Origin of the sequence: Sulfurimonas sp. (genome assembly GCF_023229025.1) — a bacterium.
Lineage (GTDB): Bacteria > Campylobacterota > Campylobacteria > Campylobacterales > Sulfurimonadaceae > Sulfurimonas.
The window spans coordinates 1-20,369 of the sequence record NZ_JALOAA010000006.1 but is presented as its reverse complement, the minus strand read 5'-3'; the positions used below and the strand labels follow the sequence as shown (position 1 = coordinate 20,369).

General features: G+C 31.1%; 15 protein-coding genes. 7 read left to right on the top strand and 8 right to left on the bottom strand.

Annotation, left to right across the window (positions count from 1 at the left end):
• Positions 1 to 45: 45 nt before the first annotated feature.
• From rpmB to M0Q20_RS02520, 4 genes are read left to right on the top strand one after another with little or no spacing between them, the layout of a single operon-like run.
• Positions 46 to 234: a 50S ribosomal protein L28 gene (rpmB, locus tag M0Q20_RS02535; RefSeq protein WP_295058555.1), complete on the top strand. Its 189-nt coding sequence runs from the start codon at positions 46 to 48 to the stop codon at positions 232 to 234.
• Positions 235 to 253: 19 nt separating this feature from the next.
• Entirely contained in the window at positions 254 to 1,390 is a 1,137-nt protein-coding gene (locus M0Q20_RS02530; protein WP_295058553.1) for a TrkA family potassium uptake protein, read from the top strand.
• Positions 1,383 to 2,561 (top strand): bifunctional glutamate N-acetyltransferase/amino-acid acetyltransferase ArgJ, encoded by a 1,179-nt coding sequence (gene argJ / locus M0Q20_RS02525; protein ID WP_295058551.1) that lies wholly within the window; start codon positions 1,383 to 1,385, stop codon positions 2,559 to 2,561. The genes M0Q20_RS02530 and argJ overlap by 8 nt, the downstream gene beginning before the upstream one ends.
• A gap of 60 nt (positions 2,562 to 2,621) precedes the next feature.
• The gene (locus M0Q20_RS02520) at positions 2,622 to 4,298 is read left to right on the top strand and encodes a hypothetical protein (protein ID WP_295058549.1); all 1,677 of its coding nucleotides are present in this window, start codon (positions 2,622 to 2,624) and stop codon (positions 4,296 to 4,298) included.
• On the opposite strand, the gene M0Q20_RS02515 is transcribed toward M0Q20_RS02520, so the two are convergent.
• The 4 genes from M0Q20_RS02515 to M0Q20_RS02500 are packed head-to-tail and all read right to left on the bottom strand — an operon-like array spanning position 4,288 to position 11,644.
• Positions 4,288 to 6,489: a hypothetical protein gene (locus M0Q20_RS02515; RefSeq protein WP_295058547.1), complete on the bottom strand. Its 2,202-nt coding sequence runs from the start codon at positions 6,487 to 6,489 to the stop codon at positions 4,288 to 4,290. The two genes, M0Q20_RS02520 and M0Q20_RS02515, sit on opposite strands and share 11 nt — an antisense overlap.
• Before the next feature lie 11 nt (positions 6,490 to 6,500).
• Positions 6,501 to 8,642 (bottom strand): AAA family ATPase, encoded by a 2,142-nt coding sequence (locus tag M0Q20_RS02510; RefSeq protein WP_295058545.1) that lies wholly within the window; start codon positions 8,640 to 8,642, stop codon positions 6,501 to 6,503.
• A complete protein-coding gene (locus M0Q20_RS02505) occupies positions 8,642 to 10,051 on the bottom strand; it encodes a hypothetical protein (protein ID WP_295058543.1) in 1,410 nt (469 codons plus the stop codon). Before M0Q20_RS02505 ends, M0Q20_RS02510 begins: the two co-directional genes overlap by 1 nt.
• Entirely contained in the window at positions 10,052 to 11,644 is a 1,593-nt protein-coding gene (locus M0Q20_RS02500) for an N-6 DNA methylase (RefSeq protein WP_295058541.1), read from the bottom strand. It lies immediately after the preceding gene.
• Positions 11,645 to 11,817: 173 nt separating this feature from the next.
• On the opposite strand from M0Q20_RS02500, the gene tnpA reads away from it, so the two are divergent.
• Positions 11,818 to 12,174 carry an IS200/IS605 family transposase gene (gene tnpA, locus M0Q20_RS11035; protein ID WP_366933648.1) on the top strand — a complete coding sequence of 119 codons (357 nt, stop codon included), beginning with the start codon at positions 11,818 to 11,820 and terminating at the stop codon, positions 12,172 to 12,174.
• A 10-nt stretch (positions 12,175 to 12,184) separates the two neighbouring features.
• Here the strand turns inward: tnpA and M0Q20_RS02495 are convergent, their stop codons facing one another.
• The 4 genes from M0Q20_RS02495 to M0Q20_RS02480 are packed head-to-tail and all read right to left on the bottom strand — an operon-like array spanning position 12,185 to position 16,651.
• Entirely contained in the window at positions 12,185 to 13,324 is a 1,140-nt protein-coding gene (locus tag M0Q20_RS02495; protein ID WP_295058539.1) for a TniQ family protein, read from the bottom strand.
• A complete protein-coding gene (locus M0Q20_RS02490; RefSeq protein ID WP_295058537.1) occupies positions 13,321 to 14,262 on the bottom strand; it encodes a TniB family NTP-binding protein in 942 nt (313 codons plus the stop codon). Before M0Q20_RS02490 ends, M0Q20_RS02495 begins: the two co-directional genes overlap by 4 nt.
• Before the next feature lie 3 nt (positions 14,263 to 14,265).
• Complete coding sequence (locus M0Q20_RS02485) at positions 14,266 to 16,122, bottom strand: Mu transposase C-terminal domain-containing protein (RefSeq protein WP_295058535.1); 1,857 nt, start codon at positions 16,120 to 16,122, stop codon at positions 14,266 to 14,268.
• Complete coding sequence (locus tag M0Q20_RS02480; protein ID WP_295058533.1) at positions 16,115 to 16,651, bottom strand: TnsA endonuclease N-terminal domain-containing protein; 537 nt, start codon at positions 16,649 to 16,651, stop codon at positions 16,115 to 16,117. The genes M0Q20_RS02485 and M0Q20_RS02480 overlap by 8 nt, the downstream gene beginning before the upstream one ends.
• Before the next feature lie 466 nt (positions 16,652 to 17,117).
• Here M0Q20_RS02480 and M0Q20_RS02475 point away from each other — a divergent pair, with 466 nt between their 5' ends.
• Positions 17,118 to 18,512: a DUF262 domain-containing protein gene (locus tag M0Q20_RS02475; protein ID WP_295058531.1), complete on the top strand. Its 1,395-nt coding sequence runs from the start codon at positions 17,118 to 17,120 to the stop codon at positions 18,510 to 18,512.
• The gene (locus tag M0Q20_RS02470) at positions 18,512 to 20,170 is read left to right on the top strand and encodes an AAA family ATPase (protein WP_295058529.1); all 1,659 of its coding nucleotides are present in this window, start codon (positions 18,512 to 18,514) and stop codon (positions 20,168 to 20,170) included. The genes M0Q20_RS02475 and M0Q20_RS02470 overlap by 1 nt, the downstream gene beginning before the upstream one ends.
• The last annotated feature ends 199 nt before the right edge of the window (positions 20,171 to 20,369 follow it).

The window sequence follows — 20,369 nt, the reverse complement described above, 5'->3', positions numbered from 1 at the left end:
GATATAATTCGCAACTTTAATTAAACTTAATACAAGGAAGCTAATATGGCAAGAAGATGCGCTATAAGTGGCAAAGGCCCAATGAGCGGAAACAATGTTTCTCATGCTAAAAATAGAACTAAACGTCGTTTTTTGTTAAACCTTAGAACAGTACGTATCACTTTAGAAGATGGTACAACTCAAAAGGTTAAGATATCTGCAAAAGAGTTGCGCACACTTAAGAAAAACTCTTAAGTATAATTAGGAAATTAGCTTGAATCTCCTAGAGAGGATTCGAAAATTTCTACATTGGGAGTCATCTCCCAAACCTCATGTAACACTCAATAGTGAACTCTATTCCCAATTTTTACCTTTTAGAACACCTCTAATATTAGTCCAGATACTTATGCTTATAGGTACTATAGGATACATTTATCTAGAAAATTACTCCATAATGGATGCGATTTTTCAGGCAGGATATACATTTACCACCGTTGGATTTGGTTCTATGAAAGAGGGAGAGTTTTCTCCGGCAGGACAAATTTTTACAGTAACGCTTATTATTTTAGGTTTTACGGTTTTTACCATTGCTATGGGTATTGTTGTTGATGTTGTAAGAAAAGGCGAGCTTAGGAGAATAGTAAAGGAGAGAAGAATGTTGTACAGTATAGCAAGGTTGAAAAAGCACTTTGTAGTATGTTATCACAATGAGTATACACTTGAGGTAACAAAAGAGCTAAGAAAAAATCATATACCTTTTGTTGTCATTGATCCCAGAGAGGAGATACATCAGTGGGCTGAAGAGCATAAATATACTACGTATTTAAAGGCGGAGCCTCATGCTGAGCTGACTATGTTAAAAGCTCATCTCTCATCGGCAAAAGGTCTTATCACTCTCTCTAACTCAATATCTGATAATATTGCCCTTATTGCCTCTGTTAGACTTTTTGAAAAAGAGCATTTTCTGCCAAGACCATATTATGTAATATCTTCAGCAGAGAGTGTAAGTGATGTAGATAAACTAAAAAAACTCGGAGCTGATACAGTAGTCTCTCCTACAAAACTAACAGCTCAAAGAGTAAGCGCAATGGCAGCACGTCCGGATATGGAAAACTTGCTTGAAGAGTTTTTATACAAGAGTGATAATCCACTTAATATGGAAGAGATAGAGGTGCCAAAATATAGCTGGGCAGTTCTTAAAAAACTAAAAGAGACTCATATTAGAGGGACAACAAACACTTCGGTAGTGGGGATTACCAAAAAAGATGGTAAGTTTATAGCAATGCCAAAGGGCGATGTTTTAATAACAAGCGAGTGTAAGCTTCTGGTTGTGGGAACACAGCATGGTATTAACGTAACAAAAGAGCTCTTAAGAAGAAGAGAGAAGCCAAAGGAGCTGAAATTTGTATAATATAATCTACTCAAACAGCGGAGTTTGTGCAAGTGATGGTTTTTTTGCAGATGGTGTGAGTGCAGGGTTAAAAAAAGATGGTGCCAAAGATATGGCATTTATCTACAGTGAAGATGAGTGCGAGGTTGCTTCGCTTTTTACTACAAATAAGATGTGTGCTGCACCGATTAAGCACTTTCGTCAAATGGGTAATTTTAAAACAAACTTTGTTCTTATAAACTCAAAAAATGCAAATGCGATGACGGGCAAAGCAGGTATTGAAGATATAGATGAAGTGCTATCTGCATCTCCAGCGAATGTGAAAAACCCTATCATGAGCTCAACTGGCGTGATTGGTGTTAGGCTTCCAAAAGCTAAAATCATAGAGGGGATGAAACTTTTTGACTTGACAAAAAGAGATTCTGCGGCAGCTGCAAAGGCTATCATGACAACAGATACATTTGCTAAAGAGGTCGCATTTAAAGTTATATTGGAAGATGGAAGTAGTTTTAATATCGGAGCAATTGCTAAGGGTGCGGGGATGATAAACCCTGCAATGGCAACAATGCTCTGTTTTATTACTACTGATGCAAAAGTAAGTAAAGAGGAGATGCAAGAGGCTCTTGATGAGTGTGTAAAGACTACCTTTAATGCCATAAGCGTTGATGGTGACACCTCTACTAACGATACAGTTTTGCTTCTCTCAAACGGCAGAAGCGGTGCTTATGATAAAGAGGCATTTAAAGAGGTACTCTTTAAAGTAATGCACTTTTTAGCACTGGAGATGGTGCGTGATGGCGAAGGCGCTACAAAGCTAGTAACTTACAAAGTAACAGGTGCAAAAGATGATAGAGATGCAGAGATTGCAGCAAAAGCACTCTCTGATTCGCTTTTGGTTAAAACTGCACTCTTTGGAGAGGACCCAAACTGGGGAAGAGTTGCCTCTACAATCGGAGCAAGCGGAGTTGAGGCTTATGAAGAGAAGCTGAGTATCTCCTTTGATAACCTTTGCGTTTATGACAAAGGCAATCTCTACTTTGACGCTGAGATGGAGAAGAAGTGCGCAGCAGTGATGCAGCATAAAAAATTTACCATCTCTTGCGACCTTGGAATAGGCGATGGCAGCTTTAAGGCGTACGGGTGTGATTTAGGGCATGAATACGTTAAGATAAACGCCGACTACAGGACATAAATGTCATTTACAAGAACAAAAGTTACTCAACAACAATAAATGTTACAGGAGGATTGAGATTTGTCACAAAACAATTCAACAATCCTCGATTTCTTCTCAAAATTCCCCAATCAACCATTTGAATTTGTCACAGTCACCGACATAAATATAAAAGAACATCCAAACTACTACAAAGCAATTTTTAGAAACATAAGAACCAATAGATACTTTTCCCGGTTTCTTGTTCCAGAGATGATGAGATACAAATATAAAGTTGGACATATATATACTGACGGTGAGCATGTCGGTCAGAATAAAACTTTACTCAAAGGAGAGTTTACAGTCAATGAAAATATTGATGTAAATCTTGTGCGTTTATCAACTGTTCTTAGTGAAGAAGAGGCTAAAAACATAATAGATTATGAAGATGTAACTAAGTACCTGTTGAGACAATATGCCCATGTAGAAATACAAGACGAATGTACACTTATAATACCGTGCTATACGATAGCAAATAGATTCTACTTCTTATCTTCATCTATGAAACATGCGATTATGAGTGAGACGCTTGGAGAGCTTTATTATGAAGGTAGTTTCCATAATGAAAAAAATGCCAAAGGAGAAACTGTCATAAAGCTGCATATTAAAAAGAAAGCGGGAAAAAAAGACCTGCCTTTTTTATGTCGTTTTATAGGTAATTCTTTTGCAAGAGCAAGACTTGAATATATTTCAAATCAAAAATCTTTAAGTGCGAGCTTTGAGTATCAACAAATCAAGGCGCAATTCCCTGTTAAAAATCCTTTTGAGATATACGCTTCATACATATACCTAGGAGATGATGAAAGAGGTAAGCCTAAGTACTTGGTCCTAAATATACATTCGGACAACTCAGCGCTAGGATTTGAAGAGCTTTACTATAAACAGTTTAGTGCCAAAGCAGACCCTAGAGATATTGGTCCTGAGCAATATAATATTCCCAAGCCGCCTAAGAAAAAGTTCAAAAGAAAAAAGCCTCAAAGAAGCAATAAGATTTATACGGGCACACCATCTAGTGAGTATTTAACATATATCATATGCACAAACGAAGATGAATACTATAAAAACAAAGTACCTATGCATGAAACAACTATCTATTTAGAGAATGAATCAGAACTGCTTGTTGATAATATTCCAAAAACGGTGGGGAACAGTTTTGAAACTCCGACAGCTGACGGAGATAAAGATCTTGGTGAAATTGCCATATCAAATGACCCAGAAGAAAATAATACCGAGAAAAAGATATTTAACCTTGAAAATTTTTATCAGTTTTATGAGGCTTTACTGACTTTTGCATTTGTAGAAGGTTCAGAACTCGTCGGACCGTTAAGTATTAGTAAAATTCAAAATAAAAAACGAAAGTCAACTAAGGCAAAATCATTACTTTATGGTGATGAAAACAAGCAAAGAAGATTTTTGTTTGGAGAGCTTGCTTATGATCAAAAAGCAGTATACATTGTGGAGATAGAGCAAGACAGCAGTTGGGGACCTTCTACTTGGATATTTTTTACATCTGATGATACAGAACCGTATGCTGAAGATGATATGCGAGATATAATTGAGCACTACATTGAAGAGGATTTGCCGTATAAAGACCTTGCTCAGTATGTTGCAAAGAACTACTCTCTTTTATTTGAGCAAAAAGAGCATAAAAAAGGCGATGTTGATGATGATAGTATTGAGAGGTGGTGCGAGAGTGTTTTGAAAAAAATTATTTTGTAATAAAAGATTTGGTTGATTTTTTAAATTCTAATAGTTTGTAAATATTTGTTTTTGTTAAATCATTATTGATAAATAATTTTTTATAAAGTTCATCAAATTTTTCTAATGACATTGCTTTTATATGTGCATGTTCATTTCTTAAGTTAATAATTTCTGAGAGAAATCCAGTTAATTCTGATGTGAAAAATACTCTATTCAAATTTTCTATTTCATCAAACTCCTCAATTGTTTTTGCATCTTTAAGAAGCAAAATAATTCCACCTAGCATTATGCCTTGAAGTTTACTTATATTATTGTGTTCGAATTGATTTAACTTCACTTGCTTTCTATTCTCTAAATCTTGAGTGATACTTCGTCTTGAGTTTGATATATTTGTCCAAGGAGAAGTATTATTACATACATTACTTTTGATTCTTAGAAACCATGAAAAAGACGTATTAAGCTCAAGTTCAACTAGTTTCCATAAACCACTTGCGGGCATAGAATAATCAAAATGTTCAAAGTTTCTAGCTACGTAATAGTTGTATATTGAAGAAGAAGATTTTAAAAACTTTATACTATCTTCCTCTAAAATATCACTATATTGGTCAAGCACTTCTTGAACTTCTGGAGATATTTTCTCTCCTATTTCTTCACTTAATTTTGTTGCTGATTCTAAAAGTGTATTATCAAGTTTTCCAAATATTTCTTCTTTGTTTTCAAGACCCTCCCTGTTTAAAAGTTGAGTTATTAACTCGCTTCTACGAATATCTATTTCACTAGTTAACTTATCAGAACTTCCTTGAATATTTTTTTCATATTTTTCTTTTTCAATCTGCTTTTCAATTTTCTCAAAATCATATTTAAAATCTATACTATTTTTTTCTTTATCAAAGTTCATATCAATTTGTAAAATACCAAAATCAAAATGTATACTTTCATTTTTTGAGATACTAATACTATCTTCACTGCCTAAATACTTTGGATAAATTAAATAAGGTATTGTTCTATAGTCATTATCATCTAACAATGAAGCATCATGTTTAAGTTTTAAAAAATCACTAGATTGTATATCCGCCAATGCATTAATATTTTTCCATTTTGCATCAAAAATAATTTTTAGTTTTTTATCTTCATCTATTAATATATAATCAGGATTAGAACTTCTTTTTTTATCCTCTCCATGCTCTTTTGAAACCAAATTATATTTAGTTGTAGTTTTATTCTCTTTGTCCTTATCAAAGAAAATTTTATACTTTTTATTTTCTGCAAAATCTTTTAAAATTTCATAAACATACCATTCATAGAATGTTGAAGGATTGATAAAAAATGATGTTGTAGTTAAATCATATCGATTGCTAACATACACTTCATTATCTTGATACATCTGCTCAAAACCAAATAAAGATTTGATATCTACTAATAGCTGTTGAGTCTCAGTTTTTGCATTAAATACTTTGAGCATTTTGAGGTTATTGAGTTTTGAAAGAGTGATTTTATAACTTTTATCTACCGTGAATTTGTTGGCTATAAAGCTGAGTACTTTTTTTGCATTATAAACTAAATTTTTTTGATATATTGGATCAATATTGTTTATCCTGTGAGATTTAAAAAACTTTAGTGCATGATATGAAATAGTAGCTATTTGGGAATACAGCATATCTATAGTATGTATTTGATGTATTTTTGTTTTATCAATCTCTTTTATGTTATTGGCTAAATGTAGTTTGTGTTTAATGTCTTGTGATTTGTAGTCAACTTTTACTCTTTTATAGTTTTTGTGATTTTTAAAAAAATGCTCTATTCTATTGAGGATAGCTTCATATTTGTAAAATTCAAATTCGTCAAGTGGCAAATGTGAAGCATTAGACTCATCGTTAATATTGTCAAATGCAAGACTTAAAAGTGAATCAGCTATTCGCTTTGTGTTATCAAATTGGTATTTATTGTTCACTCTGTAGTAATGAAGTAGATAATTTACAAAATCTTTCTCTTTTGTAATGCTATTTTTATTGATAGTCTTTGGTAAAACTATCAACCGATAAATGAAATCATTTTGGTTGAAAATATAATATCCAACCTCATTGTTATACAGCTTGTTAAAAAGATTTTCAAAATGATTTTCGAATACCTTTGTATTTATTCCTTGATTTTCTAAAGCTTGAAAGATATTTTTTTCATTTTCTTGTAGGAATATTGTTTTTACCATCATCAAAGCTCATTTTAAAAAAATGATTTATAAACTTTTTGCTGTAAAATATCTACAATATTCTTATATGATTTGAGTTCCAACTTATCATCATTATAAAATATTTTTAAATATCCTTCTAGTCGATTTGATATATTTTCATCTTTTCTAAACACTTCTTCTAATATAGGCTTTACCTCACTATCAAAGTCTATTTCTCTTATCTCCTTAAACTCAATAATCACTTTTAATAGTGCTTTGTAAAATGCAATTTGACTATCTTCACTGTCTTCTTGTATGTCAAGCCAATTGGCATGACCTATCATATATCTATCAGGATGAGTTTCATTTTTGAATTGTTCTAATATTTGGTTATTTAATTTTTCAAGAAATTTAGACACATCATCAGATTTGAAAATGTATTCACCATTTTCATCTTTTCCTACTTGTTTTCTATTTTTTGGATAGATCTCAATCACATCAAATCTTCTTAAAAGATTATCTTCAATTACTTTTTTATCGTCTCTATAATTTGAAGTACAAAAAATAAAAAGATTTTTAGGAATAATCATTTTGATATTAGTATCGCTGTTTTCAACCAAACTTGGTAGCTCTACATGATGTAAAGTTTTATCGTTTTCTTTAAATTTTTGGTCTATTTTATTAAATAATTCATCATAAGATATTCCAGTGCCATCTGGAATATCTAGCTCGATTGCAGTTCTTTTAGTATCTTCAATAAGATAAATCAAATCTCCGATTAATTCATTCAAACTATTTTCTTGTATCTCTTCAAGTATCAAGACAAATGGTTGTTTTGGTTTATAAATAGCTTTAAAAATATGACTTAAGATAGCCCCCTGTTTTTCTTTATATATTACATTTTGTTTATTGTCAGTTGTTGATATAGATATACCTTGCATAAGATCACTATTTGATGAAGCAGAATGAATATTGATACGAAGAATATTGTTTTGTATTTCACCCATGTTTAGTTTGTCATCATCAAAAATAATATTATCAATAGTTTTACTTTTCCCTGTTCCGGGAACACCTTTTAAAAGAATATTTTTATGTGGAAAGGTTAATTTGCCTTTTAGTGCATTTGAAAACATGAATTTTTCAATTTCGCCTGTTTTCATTGTTTTATCTGCTTGTTTAATATTTAAATTTATACATTTTACGCTTGAGGAAGTATTTAAGTCATCTAATTCTTTAAAAAGATCATTGATGTTATCATTTGAAGCTGCATCATTAATTTTAGTAGCCTGACAATCTTCATTTAATACAAAACTATTGTCTATTAATTCATAACATTCTATTACCTTGATATCTTTTTTTTGCATTATAAAGACATCATTGTCACTTCTAATATAACGATATGTAACATTATAATTTTGAAAGATTGCTTTTCTTTGTGAATCTGTACCAACAAATAGTACAACTCCATCATCTTTTAATACAGTAGAAATTGTTTTGTTTATCTCTGTAATAGTAGAGGATTTATCTTTATAATCATTCATTCTTTTTGTTTTATATTTAATAGAATAATTATTAAAACTATTTGGTAAATCTGTAAGTTCATCTGTAGTATTATCAAATTCTATGGTTATCAGCTTAAAAGTAGAATCAACAGCAAAAGATTTAATTATATAATTTGATGTTTTGTAATAATCTTCAAAAGCATCTTTAATTGGAAGTGTTGTTTTGTACTCAATAATTTTATCACTATCTTGAATGGAAATTTTTCTAAATCTTTCTGTATCGCTAATTGTAGGATTAAATACTAAAAAATCAATCGTTTTCTCATAGCTTAAAAATTGAGTAAAATTTAAAAAATCATTATTTAATATAGTTATTTTTGAATCTAAGTCAATATTTTGATTTGTGACACTTGTTTCAAGATCATTCAAATATATATGGTCAATATTTAACGGTGTATCAAATATTACATGACTAGTTAAATTAGCACTTCCAAAGCAAAGATCCATAATATTTAAGCTGTTACTTAGACTTAATTTGGAGAGATGAATTAACTCTTTAATAAATAATGCTGATTCGCTTGCTTTTTTTGAATCTATATAAAAATATTTACTACCTAAGGGTTTGGGGTCATTTGGATTTTCTTTTGTATTGTTGAAGTTTTCTATTTGTTTATAAATGCTTTCTTTGCTCATCATTTTCTCCAATATATTTCATTAAATGTTTTATGCAAAAGTACTTCATCAATTTTCGCTGTTAAATCACTAATCTTTTCAAAATTGTTAAATTTTTTAGATATATCATCAAAAATACAATTCCAAAATTCAACAAGAATTTTTTGTGTTTCAAATGAATTAACTTTTTTATGAAATGGCACTACTATTTGAATACCAAATTTTGGTAAATCTTTTGGAGTTGGGCGATTTTCACGATTCATATTATATTTGGCTCTCATATTATTAATTTGATTTAGAATAAATAAACTATAAAATTTAATATCATTAGAAAATGATATTACAGTTCTTTCTTGATTTATAAAATACTTATCATAATGAATAAAAAAATTTCTACCAGCAGAACCATCACCGTTATTTGCAAATGAAATATCTGGGTTTTCTTTATTTGGAATGAATATTTTACCTGGATAATTTAATTCACTAACTTTACAAAGGTACTCAGAAGCACCAGAATAAACAGGAAAACCATTTGTTTCTGCATTTTGTAATATTAAATCTTGATTTTTTTCCAATTTCTTTGGAGACAATAAATCAGCCTTTTTAATATCAAAAAAATCTATTTTTTCAAAAGTTATTTCATCTAATTTAATTTCATATCCACTTCTTTTAGCAAACTCATTAAAGCTTTTGACTAAAGTATCATCATGCCTAAATGTAGCAGGGACTAAAGTATTTTTAATTTTTTTAAATATAGGTTGTTGTTGATTCATAGTTTTTCTAAAAACATCAGTATAATTTATTTTCCAAAATTCTAAAAATGCAACTAGAGCTCTTTGAATATCAATTGATTTATACTTTTCACTATAATCTTGCGGGATAGGTATATATTGAGTATCAAAAAAATCTACGGGAACTCTTTTTAAGCCACCTGCACCACGCATTATTTTTTGTGCTCTTTTTCTAAAAAAATCTGCTCTAAACAATAGCCACAATAGTTCAGGTATAAAATTTTTGCATCTAAAAACATGATATTCACTTGAGCCAAAACCTATTCCATTTGTTAAGTTTTTAGCAATAGCAAAATTACCATTTTCCATAGAAGGAGTAACTTTTGTAAAAATCACATCATTCTCTTTAAAATATGTGTAACCATTATAAACTTCAATTATTTTTCTAGTTACAGAAGAGTCCATTATGCCTTTTTGTGCATCTATTTTCTCTAATGGGACAAATGACACATCTATATTTGAGTTTTTTAAAGAAATATCTATCTCGCTTTTTTTTGGATTTATTTCAAAAAATGTGTTATCAGACAAAGAGATTTTCTTAAACTCAACTCTTTCAATATCTAAATCAAGATATTCACCAGACTTATTTTGAAACTCTTTATACTTATCGATAACCTGACTATCTAAAGTACCTATCATCTATTTTGTCCCAAACAATGGATTATTTTGAAACTCATTACACATCTCTTTCATGATAGAATTGAGTTCATTTGTAAGATCATCAAAGCTTAACTCTTCCGTGTCATCTTTGAAACCTATCTCATTTGATATATTTATCTCATATATATCTTTTGAATTTATAAATTTTGATTTATATTTAAACTCTTTTTTACTGTTGATAAGAGTGGCAAGTCTGCGAATATTTTTTACGCTATACGTATTTTTCATCTTATCTTTTGCTTGAGGATGTGGTGAAAAAAGCTCTTCCTCTTTTGTGTCTGCTTTTACTATTGTGATTTTTTCGCTTGGATCACTATCCAAAAACCATATATGCGAACTTATATCTGTATTAGTAAACATTGCATTTGGTTGCTCAAGTACAGCACTTACAAAACCTGTACCAAATATAGCTTTTCGTATCATTGCTTCACTGCTTGTGGCACTACCTGTACTTATAAGCGTAGAAGAGCTGATTATCGCTGCATGAGCATGTTTGTTTCTTCTTTTTTCTGACTTCATCAGATTTATTATGTGTTGCATAAACAAAAATTGCCCATCAGATTTTTTAGGAGTTACTACTTTGTTCTTTTCATCTTTGACTACAAAAAAATCACTTTTTTTGCTGTTCATATTTTGTACTATTTCATCATAGTTATGCTTCCAATCCACGCCGAATGGTGGGTTTGCTATGATGAAGTCGAAGCTTGTATCTCCATTGATTCCATTAGCAAAAGCAGGATTAGTTAAGGTATTGCCATAAGCTATCGTATTTTTAATACCTTGTGATTTTCCATCAAGAGAACTTATTTCTAAAAATATTTTTGCTAAAAGCCAAGTTTGCCCGTGTAACTCTTGTCCATAAACCTCAATATTTTCTATTTTATTTTTATTATAAAAGTAGTGTGCTGATTCCATAAGCATACTAGCCGTCCCACAAGTAGGGTCGTAAATGGCAAGCTTATCATAGCCCTCAGCTTCAAACTTAGAAACCTCACACATAAGATGCACGATAGATTTTTGAGTGAAATGTTGCCCTGTTAAATCACCACTAAGTTTTTTCATTCTTGAAATAGTAGCTTCATACAAGTCTTTGTACTGTTCTTTTGGATAGTCTCTAAAATTTGCCTTATATGTGTAAATGTCAAGTACATTTTCAAGATAATTATTAGGTAGCTCTTGAATGTATCTTTCAAGTTCAAATGTTTTAAAATGATTTAAATAGGTCAAAATATTTTTAGAGGTATCTGGATTATATTTGCTCTCTTGTGTGAAATAATTTAGATTTTGCCCAAGCTTTTCTATATTTTTTATAATATTTAGAAAAGTTTTTTTTGTTTCACCCAAGTCATATTTAGCAAATATTGCATGATCCAAGCCAAAATTATTATTATATTCAAAAGTGAACATAAGCTTGTCATTGTCAATTAGAAGTTTTAAAGCCATAAAAGCCATGATTCTTTGATCATAAGTAGATTCATTAATCCCTATATCCCTAAGGATATCAGAATAAGCCCAGTAGTAATCGCATAGACTTTTTTCAAGAATTTTAGTTCTGTTTGGCATCATTGTCATGTTAACTCCTTTGGTATTCTATCCAAAAATATTTTATATAAAAGAAGAGTATAGAAAATATTTTAAAATTCAAAAATTTATTGCAATTTGTCATATTTTTAAAACTCTTGACAAACAATGCTAATATATAATATTATACACAAAAAATATTTAGTTGTCAAGGATTAATTATATTGTTAAACACTGAATTTAAGCGGAATAGACACTCATTTTATAACCTTAATTATTATTTAGTTGTAAGTATATTTGAGGATAAAAAAATTATATATGATGCACTAGAAGAAAATCTAAAAAATATCATATTACAAAATATCGACAAGCATAAATGTGAGCTTATAGACATCACAATAGAGGAGCAGTCAAAAGTTATAATTCATTTTAGTGCTCCTCCTCATATAAAGCTATCTTCATTTGTAAACAATCTAAAAACCGTGTCTAGTAGGTTAATAAGGAGAGACTTTAAATCTTTGCTTGAAAGAAAAGATATGGGGGCTCATTTTTGGGATATGGAATATCATATTTACACTTGAAGTAGTGGTATTATGATTGTTGAATGAAATTTTTCAAATCATTATCATTGCTCCCGAAATTGCATCCAAACAGTCTTGTTAGGTTCGCTTTATTGACATCTTTACCAATAGACTTTAAATATTCTTCTGCATGTTCCACTTCTTCTTTGGTTACGGTCATGCTATGTGGCAAATACCGAGGTGTGATTTCATTGACACCTTTTTCATACCAAAACGGTATATCTGACATTTTTGTTGTCAAGTCGTGATATGTAAGCTTGTTTGCTTGGATATAGACTTTTAAATTGTGTGGAAAATTTTCAAAAATATACATAATCAACCCAAAAAGCGCTGATTGTGCTTTTGCATCTACTTTTTTAAATATAGGATGGTTGACTTTTTGTTGTTTTGCATCTTTTATGAGTGAAAATAACGGATGTTTTTTTATAAATTGATGTTTACCGTTTAGAAGTATAAGCTTGGATAGTTTTGAAAACACTTCGAAAAATAAAAAAGAGTAGATAGAAGTTTCGCCAAGCTGAATATAGCCGTTTTCTATAGTTTTAAAAATCTTGTTTTGATAGTCAAGACTTGAAATATACTTTTTATGAATTGGCAATTTTCTTCCTTTTTTCAGTTCAAATTCACAGTGGTGGCAGTATGTGTATGGTAGCTTATTTTTATACATCTGCGAGATATCGAGTTTTGTTTCGCAAGAAGGACAATGTTCGTATAAACGGCATTGATGTTTATGACAAATATTGTAAAAAACAACCCGCCATTTTTTTCTAAAGTAGGGTACTTTATCTTCACGCAGGCAGATGGGACAATATTTTTGATGGGTAAAAAATGTAGCCGGATTATTCTCATAGATATTTTCTTGAATATATCCAGAGTAAGTCGTTAGCATTAGGGAACGGATATCTATTTTGTGATGACTTTTTTCTTCAATGATTTTGATCATCTCTGGATCTAAAGTAAGATCGCTTTGGGAAAGAAAAAAAGAGTGGTGTCTGTAGTTTAGATATTGGTTAGTGAAGGTATGCGGATGCGTTTTGTGGGCATAGGCTGTGCGGACTATCCAGGAGGAAAGCAGTTCATCTTCAAGCGGCAGAGGGATGATTACAAAGTTTTCATTTTTTAGTTCCGGAAAGTTTATCTTTTTGATCATATATCTTTGAGATTCATAGTCTTATGAATATTTTGCAGAGTATTAAATCCACACTCTTTTATCTCGTTGATGGTAACTCTCTCGCTGCCAGTTTTTATTGCATATACGGCAGCAGCTTTGATCAGGTTTACAATCTCCCCGATATATCCGTTGCATAGCTCAAGAATCTCTTGTGCATCATCCTTGTTGATGATAGTAGATTGTTTTTTGAGTGGCAGTTTGCTTATTGTAGTGGCTAATAGACTTATATAATCTTTATCCATCTTCCATTTAGTTAGATATTCCGGTCTGTATCTACTGCTGATTTGGTCCTCTGTATTGACAGCACGCAAAGCCTCTTTAACGCCTGCCAAAATTACGGGCATTTTTAGCTTGCTGCTTAAATCTCTTATGGCACTCATTATCTGCTTTTGTCGTGCAGGTGAACCATTTAGTATGTTATGAATCTCATCAATAACTAGGACTCTGACACTTAAGGCTTTAAGGTAGTACTCTACGAGTTTGGCTTTTACATCCAAGGAGTCTCGTGTTTTATAGGGTATATTCAACTGCTCCAAGATAATACTGTAGAGTCTGCTTTCGCTTGGTTCTGTTGGTGAGATGACATATAAAACAGGTCTGCCAATGCCTGTGTATTTATCAAAGAAGTCATCTGCAATCCAATCAGGCTGTTCGCCATCGATATTGTAATCGTAGGGCGGATGCTTCTCTAAAAACTGCTTGAGCAGAGATGTCTTTCCGTTGTTGCTCCCGCCAACAAGCAAGATGCTAATGTACCTGGTCTTGCCATATCCAAAATCGTAAATATCTTCCATCTTTTCTAAGATGTTTTGAGCGATAGGATAGTCAATCCAATACTCTTCATTGATATATTTGATCCTCTCTTCATCAGAGCTGCCAAGTATTTTTTTTGTTTCTTCTGTCAGTTCAATATTCATACGCTACTCTTTAATGTGAAAAGTTTCTATGTTGTCAAAGAGGTCATGAAAAACGTCATCAGTTGGCTTTGTATTTTTTTCTTTTACAACTTGACTCTCTGTTTTGCTTTTTGACTTGATGTCGCTCATTTTAGGTGCTTTGCTTTTTCTCATTTTATGTTTGGCTGTTTTCTCTTTTGCCTGTTTTTCTATATGTGTGAGCCGTTCGTAAGCATCAAAGAGATCATCTTCGTTTGTATCTTTGATGCTATTCTCTTTTAGATATCTCTTGGCTGCATACAGATCCCATACGGTCATATCTGGAGCATGAAGCTTTCTGTAGCTTAACTCAAAATACTCTTTGAGCTCTGGATCAAAGAAATAAAGTTTTTGGATGCTAAGTGGGTCTCTTTTGACTTTAAACTTTAGCTTATTGCCTTGCTCATCATCCCTGTTTATCCAAGTTCTCAGAACATCCGAATAGTACGTAATGCCATCAAGTGTGATACCGTCTTTTTGAACGGTTCGGTAAAATGCAGGCAAGAGAGCGATTTTAATCGTCTCTTGATCTTCTACAATCGGCGGCAAGCCTGTACCCGGATTCTCATCATCGCCAAAGATACCTAAACTGTATTTTTGTCTTGGTGTCATGCCTATTCCATGATGTACACGGTTATGATAAACATTGACGATAAACTCAGTGAGCCACTTTGTTATCTCATCAAGGGTAAAAGTTGCGTTTTTGATGGAATCATACTCAGCTTTTTCGGATATATTAGAAAATGTAGTACCTGGTAAATTATGAATCTCTTTGTTTATGGTCCCAAAAACCCTCTCTACGTGGCTCCCATATTGTGGTCTTCCGACCGGTCTTCGAACCATAGTCATGCCAAATTCGTCACAGACTCTTTGCATGTCAAGCCCAATTAAATCTTTTCCGTTATCAACGGCATATTTGGAAGGAATCCCGTATATTTCCCATTCGCCTTGAACTTCGTATTTTTTTAGAAAATCATCTTTTGGTAAAAAAGCATTATAGAGACATTGGCTCACACTGAAGTATCCAGGTGCTTGCAAAGAGAGATAGAATCCTGCAACCATTCTTGAATACACGTCAATTGCAAGTGTCAAATAAGGTCTGCCAAGAGGTTTTCTTGAGTGAGAGTCAACGAGTATGATATCAAGCGGAGTATGGTCGATCTGATACACTTCCAAAGGAGAGTCTCCCTCTGGATATTCCCCTTCAAAATTTCCATATTTTTCATTTGCTTTTTTTGCACTAAAGCGTTTTTTCAGAGCGAATTTAGGATCGATTATTTTTATTCTATTGCGGACAGTGTTTTCATGTGGAGCGGTTATGTTGAGCTTCTTGCATTCTGCTTTAATTGTGTTGAAGATTTTAGGAAAACCGATTCTTTGTTTGGTAAGATATAGTTCTTCTATAACATCTTCAATGATCTTATTAGTCAAAGGCTCTATGCGACTTCCTTTTTTACCGCGCTTATGTTTGCTTGAGATAAGTGAACTGATTTTTTCTGATTCTTCATAGGTCTTTATCCAACGATAGACTGTCATAGCGGTCACATTGTATTTAGCAGCTACCTCTTCAACTTCGTCACGTGACTTTTTTCTAAAGACGAGCTCTTTAATAGCATCGTATTTCTTTTTTGCCCCACTCCACTCTTCTTCCGTGTAACTGTCTAGCTGAGTTTTTTCCTCTTGAGGCTTTGAGGATAGATCTTGTATTTTTACATTGATAATTTCAGCTTGATTATCTGTTGGAGCTATGGATAGAGTGTGAAAATTGACAGCTTTTAATATGATATGCTCAACGTTATTGTAAAAGACTTTGGAACCGATTGAGAGGTCTAGTTTACTCATGACTTGCTCCTTTTGCGATAAGAGATGACATAGTGATCTTTTGATTCATATTTATCAAGGCAGGGTTTTTGAATATCTCATGCCAAAGATAGGGAAGGATTTGCAATTGTTCAGTTTGATTGGTTGATAAAAGTTCTAAAAATGATTTGATAGAAATGGGCTCAGAAAGCTTATTGATATTCTCTAGTACTTTATTGGTCATAGTTTGACTTTCAGAGATAAAAGCATTTTTATAGAGAAAAATACAGTTTTTGAAATATATTTGGTCTATTTGTGCATCTGTAAATGTTTCAAAGGGAAGTGACATTTGTCGGGAAATCTCTTCTTTTAAAACAGATATCTTATGTTGTAGCTCTTGATCTGAGTCTATATCACTTTGGTATTTAACTTCAAAGATTTTTTTTGAGCCATCTTTATATATCACTAGTACATCAGGGGTATATCTTGTGTTTTTTGCTTTTAGCTTGTATTTGATTTTCAGTGGCTGCTCTTCAAACGAAACAACATCTTTATCAAACTCTAACAACATGAAAAAATCTCTTTCCAAGATTGATTCAAAAGCCAACTGCTTGTTGTTTTTATAACTTTTAAAATATCCGACACAAGAGATGTAACTTTTCTTTATTTTTCTGACTGCCATATAAAAATTATATCAAAATAAAAAATAATTTTAAATGTAAATTTAATAACATTAGTTATTATAAAAATAAATATATTAATCTTTATAAATATATTTTGTAACATTAGTTTATATATTTTTGGAAATAATTTTGACCTGAAGCATAATATAAGTAGTTGCTAAATGCTATTATGGTACAAATATTTATGATAAAAAGTATTTAAAGTGTGAGCAAATGCAAAGGACAATTATCATTAAATACAAATTAATATGGCAAATTCAAATAGTTTAAAATTTTTTTATACCTTCTTCATATCAGTTTAGGTAGAATTAATCACAAAACATATCTTATTTCATCTATGTTAAAGGGATAAAAATGGCTTTACAACTCAATGCAGAACAAAAATATATATTAAAAATTTTTGGTGATAGAACCAAATATATTATTCCTCCATATCAAAGAGCTTATTCTTGGACTGAAAGTGAATGTGAAGAACTTTTTGAGGATTTAAAAACAGCATTTCAGAAAAATAAATCAGAAGGCTATTTTATTGGCAATCTTGTACTTGCAACATCTGTCAGGGATGAATTTGAGGTTATAGATGGACAGCAACGTTTAACAACATTGATTATGTTTCTAAAAGTTTTATGGGCTTTTGATGCAAACAATAGAAAACTCAAAAATACAATTTGGATATTAGATGATAGAACAGATGCAATCATAGAGCAAAGAGTCAAAACAAATATTTTTATAGAAAGGGATTCACAATCTTTTAATGAAGTATTAAGTGAAAATTATCAATATCAAAAGCCAAAAGATAAAAAAGATAAATTTAAAACAAATATCTATTTTTTCTATGAAAAAGTCAAAAATTTAATTTATCAAGATGGGAACGATATAAAAGATTTTATAGATTTTATTCTTTATGATGTTTCATTGCTCCCCATTTTTTCAGAAGGTGAAAATACTGCTAAAGCGAGAGAAAAAGCTTTGAAAATTTTTGAAACTATGAACAATAGAGGGATGCCGCTTGATGATAGTGATATTTTTAAATCAAATCTCTACTATATGGCAAACAGAGATGAAGAACAGGATACTTTTGTGGAACTTTGGAAATCTTTCGATGAACGATGTGAAGCGACAGATGACAAGCTCAAACTTAGAGCGTTTAAGATTTATTCATATATTATAAGAGGTGAGCAAGGGATTAAGAGCTCAGAAATAGGGCTACGAGATTTTTTTGAAAAAATGGAATATTCACCGTTTAAAAAGAAAACATATAAAGAAATTTTAAATGATTTAAGTCGTATCGTTGATGCTGTTGAATTTTTTGAATCAAGGAAACAACAAGCTGATAATGAACTTGCAAAATGGTTTCAACTTATAGATTTGTACACCAATGCTTATCCAAAAGATGCAATAATAGTCTATTTAGTTCAAAATGATTTAAACAGTAATAACAATACTGTAGTTAAGTTTGCCCAATCACTTGTAAGACAATCGTATGCAAAAGGTTCTACGACTTACATTAAGAATGATATGTATGATTTAACGATTAAAATTATGTACAACAAATGGGAAGTATTTTATGATAAAGATTATATTTGTCCAGATGGTTTTGGTAGATTGTATAGAGGGTTTGAACTTTTAGAAAAGTATTTAGATCCAAATCAACTTTCAATATACCCTTATAAATTAAAACGAAGGATGAGTGACACTCCAAGTAAAGAGTCTTGCAACCTTTACAAACAGTTTTTTAGAGGCGAATAATGAAAATTCAAACAGCCGAACTTAAATATTTTAAATTTCATAAAGATTTAACTGTTGATTTTGATGGGAAGAGTTTACTGATTTATGGTGAAAATGGAACAGGAAAAAGTTCTATTTATGAGGCTTTATACTCAAATTTTTATCATCAAAAAAGGTTAGATAAAAATATTGCTTCAAACATACAAGAAACGTATAGATCGAGAGGATGTGAAACAGAAAATTTAGAAGTTAATATTAGCTTTGATGCAGGCAAAGAGTTAAACCGTATCACAGATGAACTTTCTGATTTTAATGTCATGAGAGTAGAAAAAACTGGAAACCAAGCATTTTTCAATTCTATAGAACCAACTATTTACTTTGCGAATGAAAAAGTACTAAATAGGCTTACAAAAGAAAATTTTTACATTGCACTAAATGAGACGCTATTTGAAGATTTTCCGCAGATGAAAAGTCCTTATGCAGGTGCTGATGAAAATCATCATTTTAAGCGCTATGCTCAATTTAGCAATCTAGACACGTTAAAAAAAAAGATAATTGATAAAATTGGCAATGATGATGTTGATGCAGTTAGGACTGAGTTTGAAGATATACTTAAGTCAGAGAACGAATTATTGCAGTTTGTATTTGGACATTTTTTTCCAACTAAAGAAATTAATAAAATTATTAAAAAATTTGATGAAACATTTGAAATTTCCTTTGTAATTACGCCTGCACAATCTGGAAATAGTGAAGTTTTAGAGTTTAATCCACCTACCATAAAAATAAAAATTGATGATATCGAATATGATGGAAAACTTTCACACCATTTCAATGAAGCCAAACTCAAACTTATCGGTGTGGCTATCTATTTTGCTCTTGCTAAAAAATATGAAGCTGAAAATGGTGGATTTAAACTTTTGGTATTAGATGATTTTTTGACGTCCCTTGATATGGCGAATCGAAAATTGATTATGAAGTATATTTTAGAAGAGTTCCAAGATTATCAAAAGCTTATTTTGACCCATAATTTACAGTTTTTTAATATGGCAAGAAAATTGATCAATTTAGATAGTGAAGAAGCTAATCAATGGAAAGTACAAAAACTTTTTGTACACGATCATCAAGCCTTTTTGTACGATAAAGATATTAGCTATTTAACAGATGCAAAGGGTAGCCTTTCAACTGGTGATGAATACTCTGCTGGGAATTTTATACGAAAAGAGTTTGAGAGAATTATTACAGAATTTGAACAACTTTTAGAGTTGGGGAGAGTGGAGGAGTTACAAAAAATTATAGATACTTTAAAATCTGAAGACAAGCATTATATTCGGTCGCACAAAGTAACAAATCGTTTTTATCAGAGTGTGCAAAAAATTTTGGATGATTCTACAAAAAATGAACAAGTTAAAATTAATTGTATTAAATCTTCATTTAACCCATTAAACAAAACAGAAATTGAGTTTACTGAAAAAATTCAAAATGCTGACGGGACAATTTCTAACGAAACAATTAAAGCTCTAATTAAACGAGGTGAGTTTTATAAAAACTTCATCTTAAATCCAACATCACATGATGATGCTAATGCTGAGATATATAAAAAAGAGTGTGAAAATGCCATCAATATTTTACAGTTCTTAAACAAAATTATCACTAATTTAAAAGGTACAAAATATGAATAAATTTTGGCTTCTATGATTCTTTTTTTTAATTAAGCCGAAAATGCTTAATTGTCTACGAGTAACATTAGTTCTTGTAAATGACAACTAAAGCTCCAACCAAGCTATTTCTAAAGCTTTTAAAGCTAAATTTGAGCTAAATTAAAGCTGTAATGAAGCTTTCCAAAAACTTTTTCTTTTCCCTTGTAATACTCTATACTAT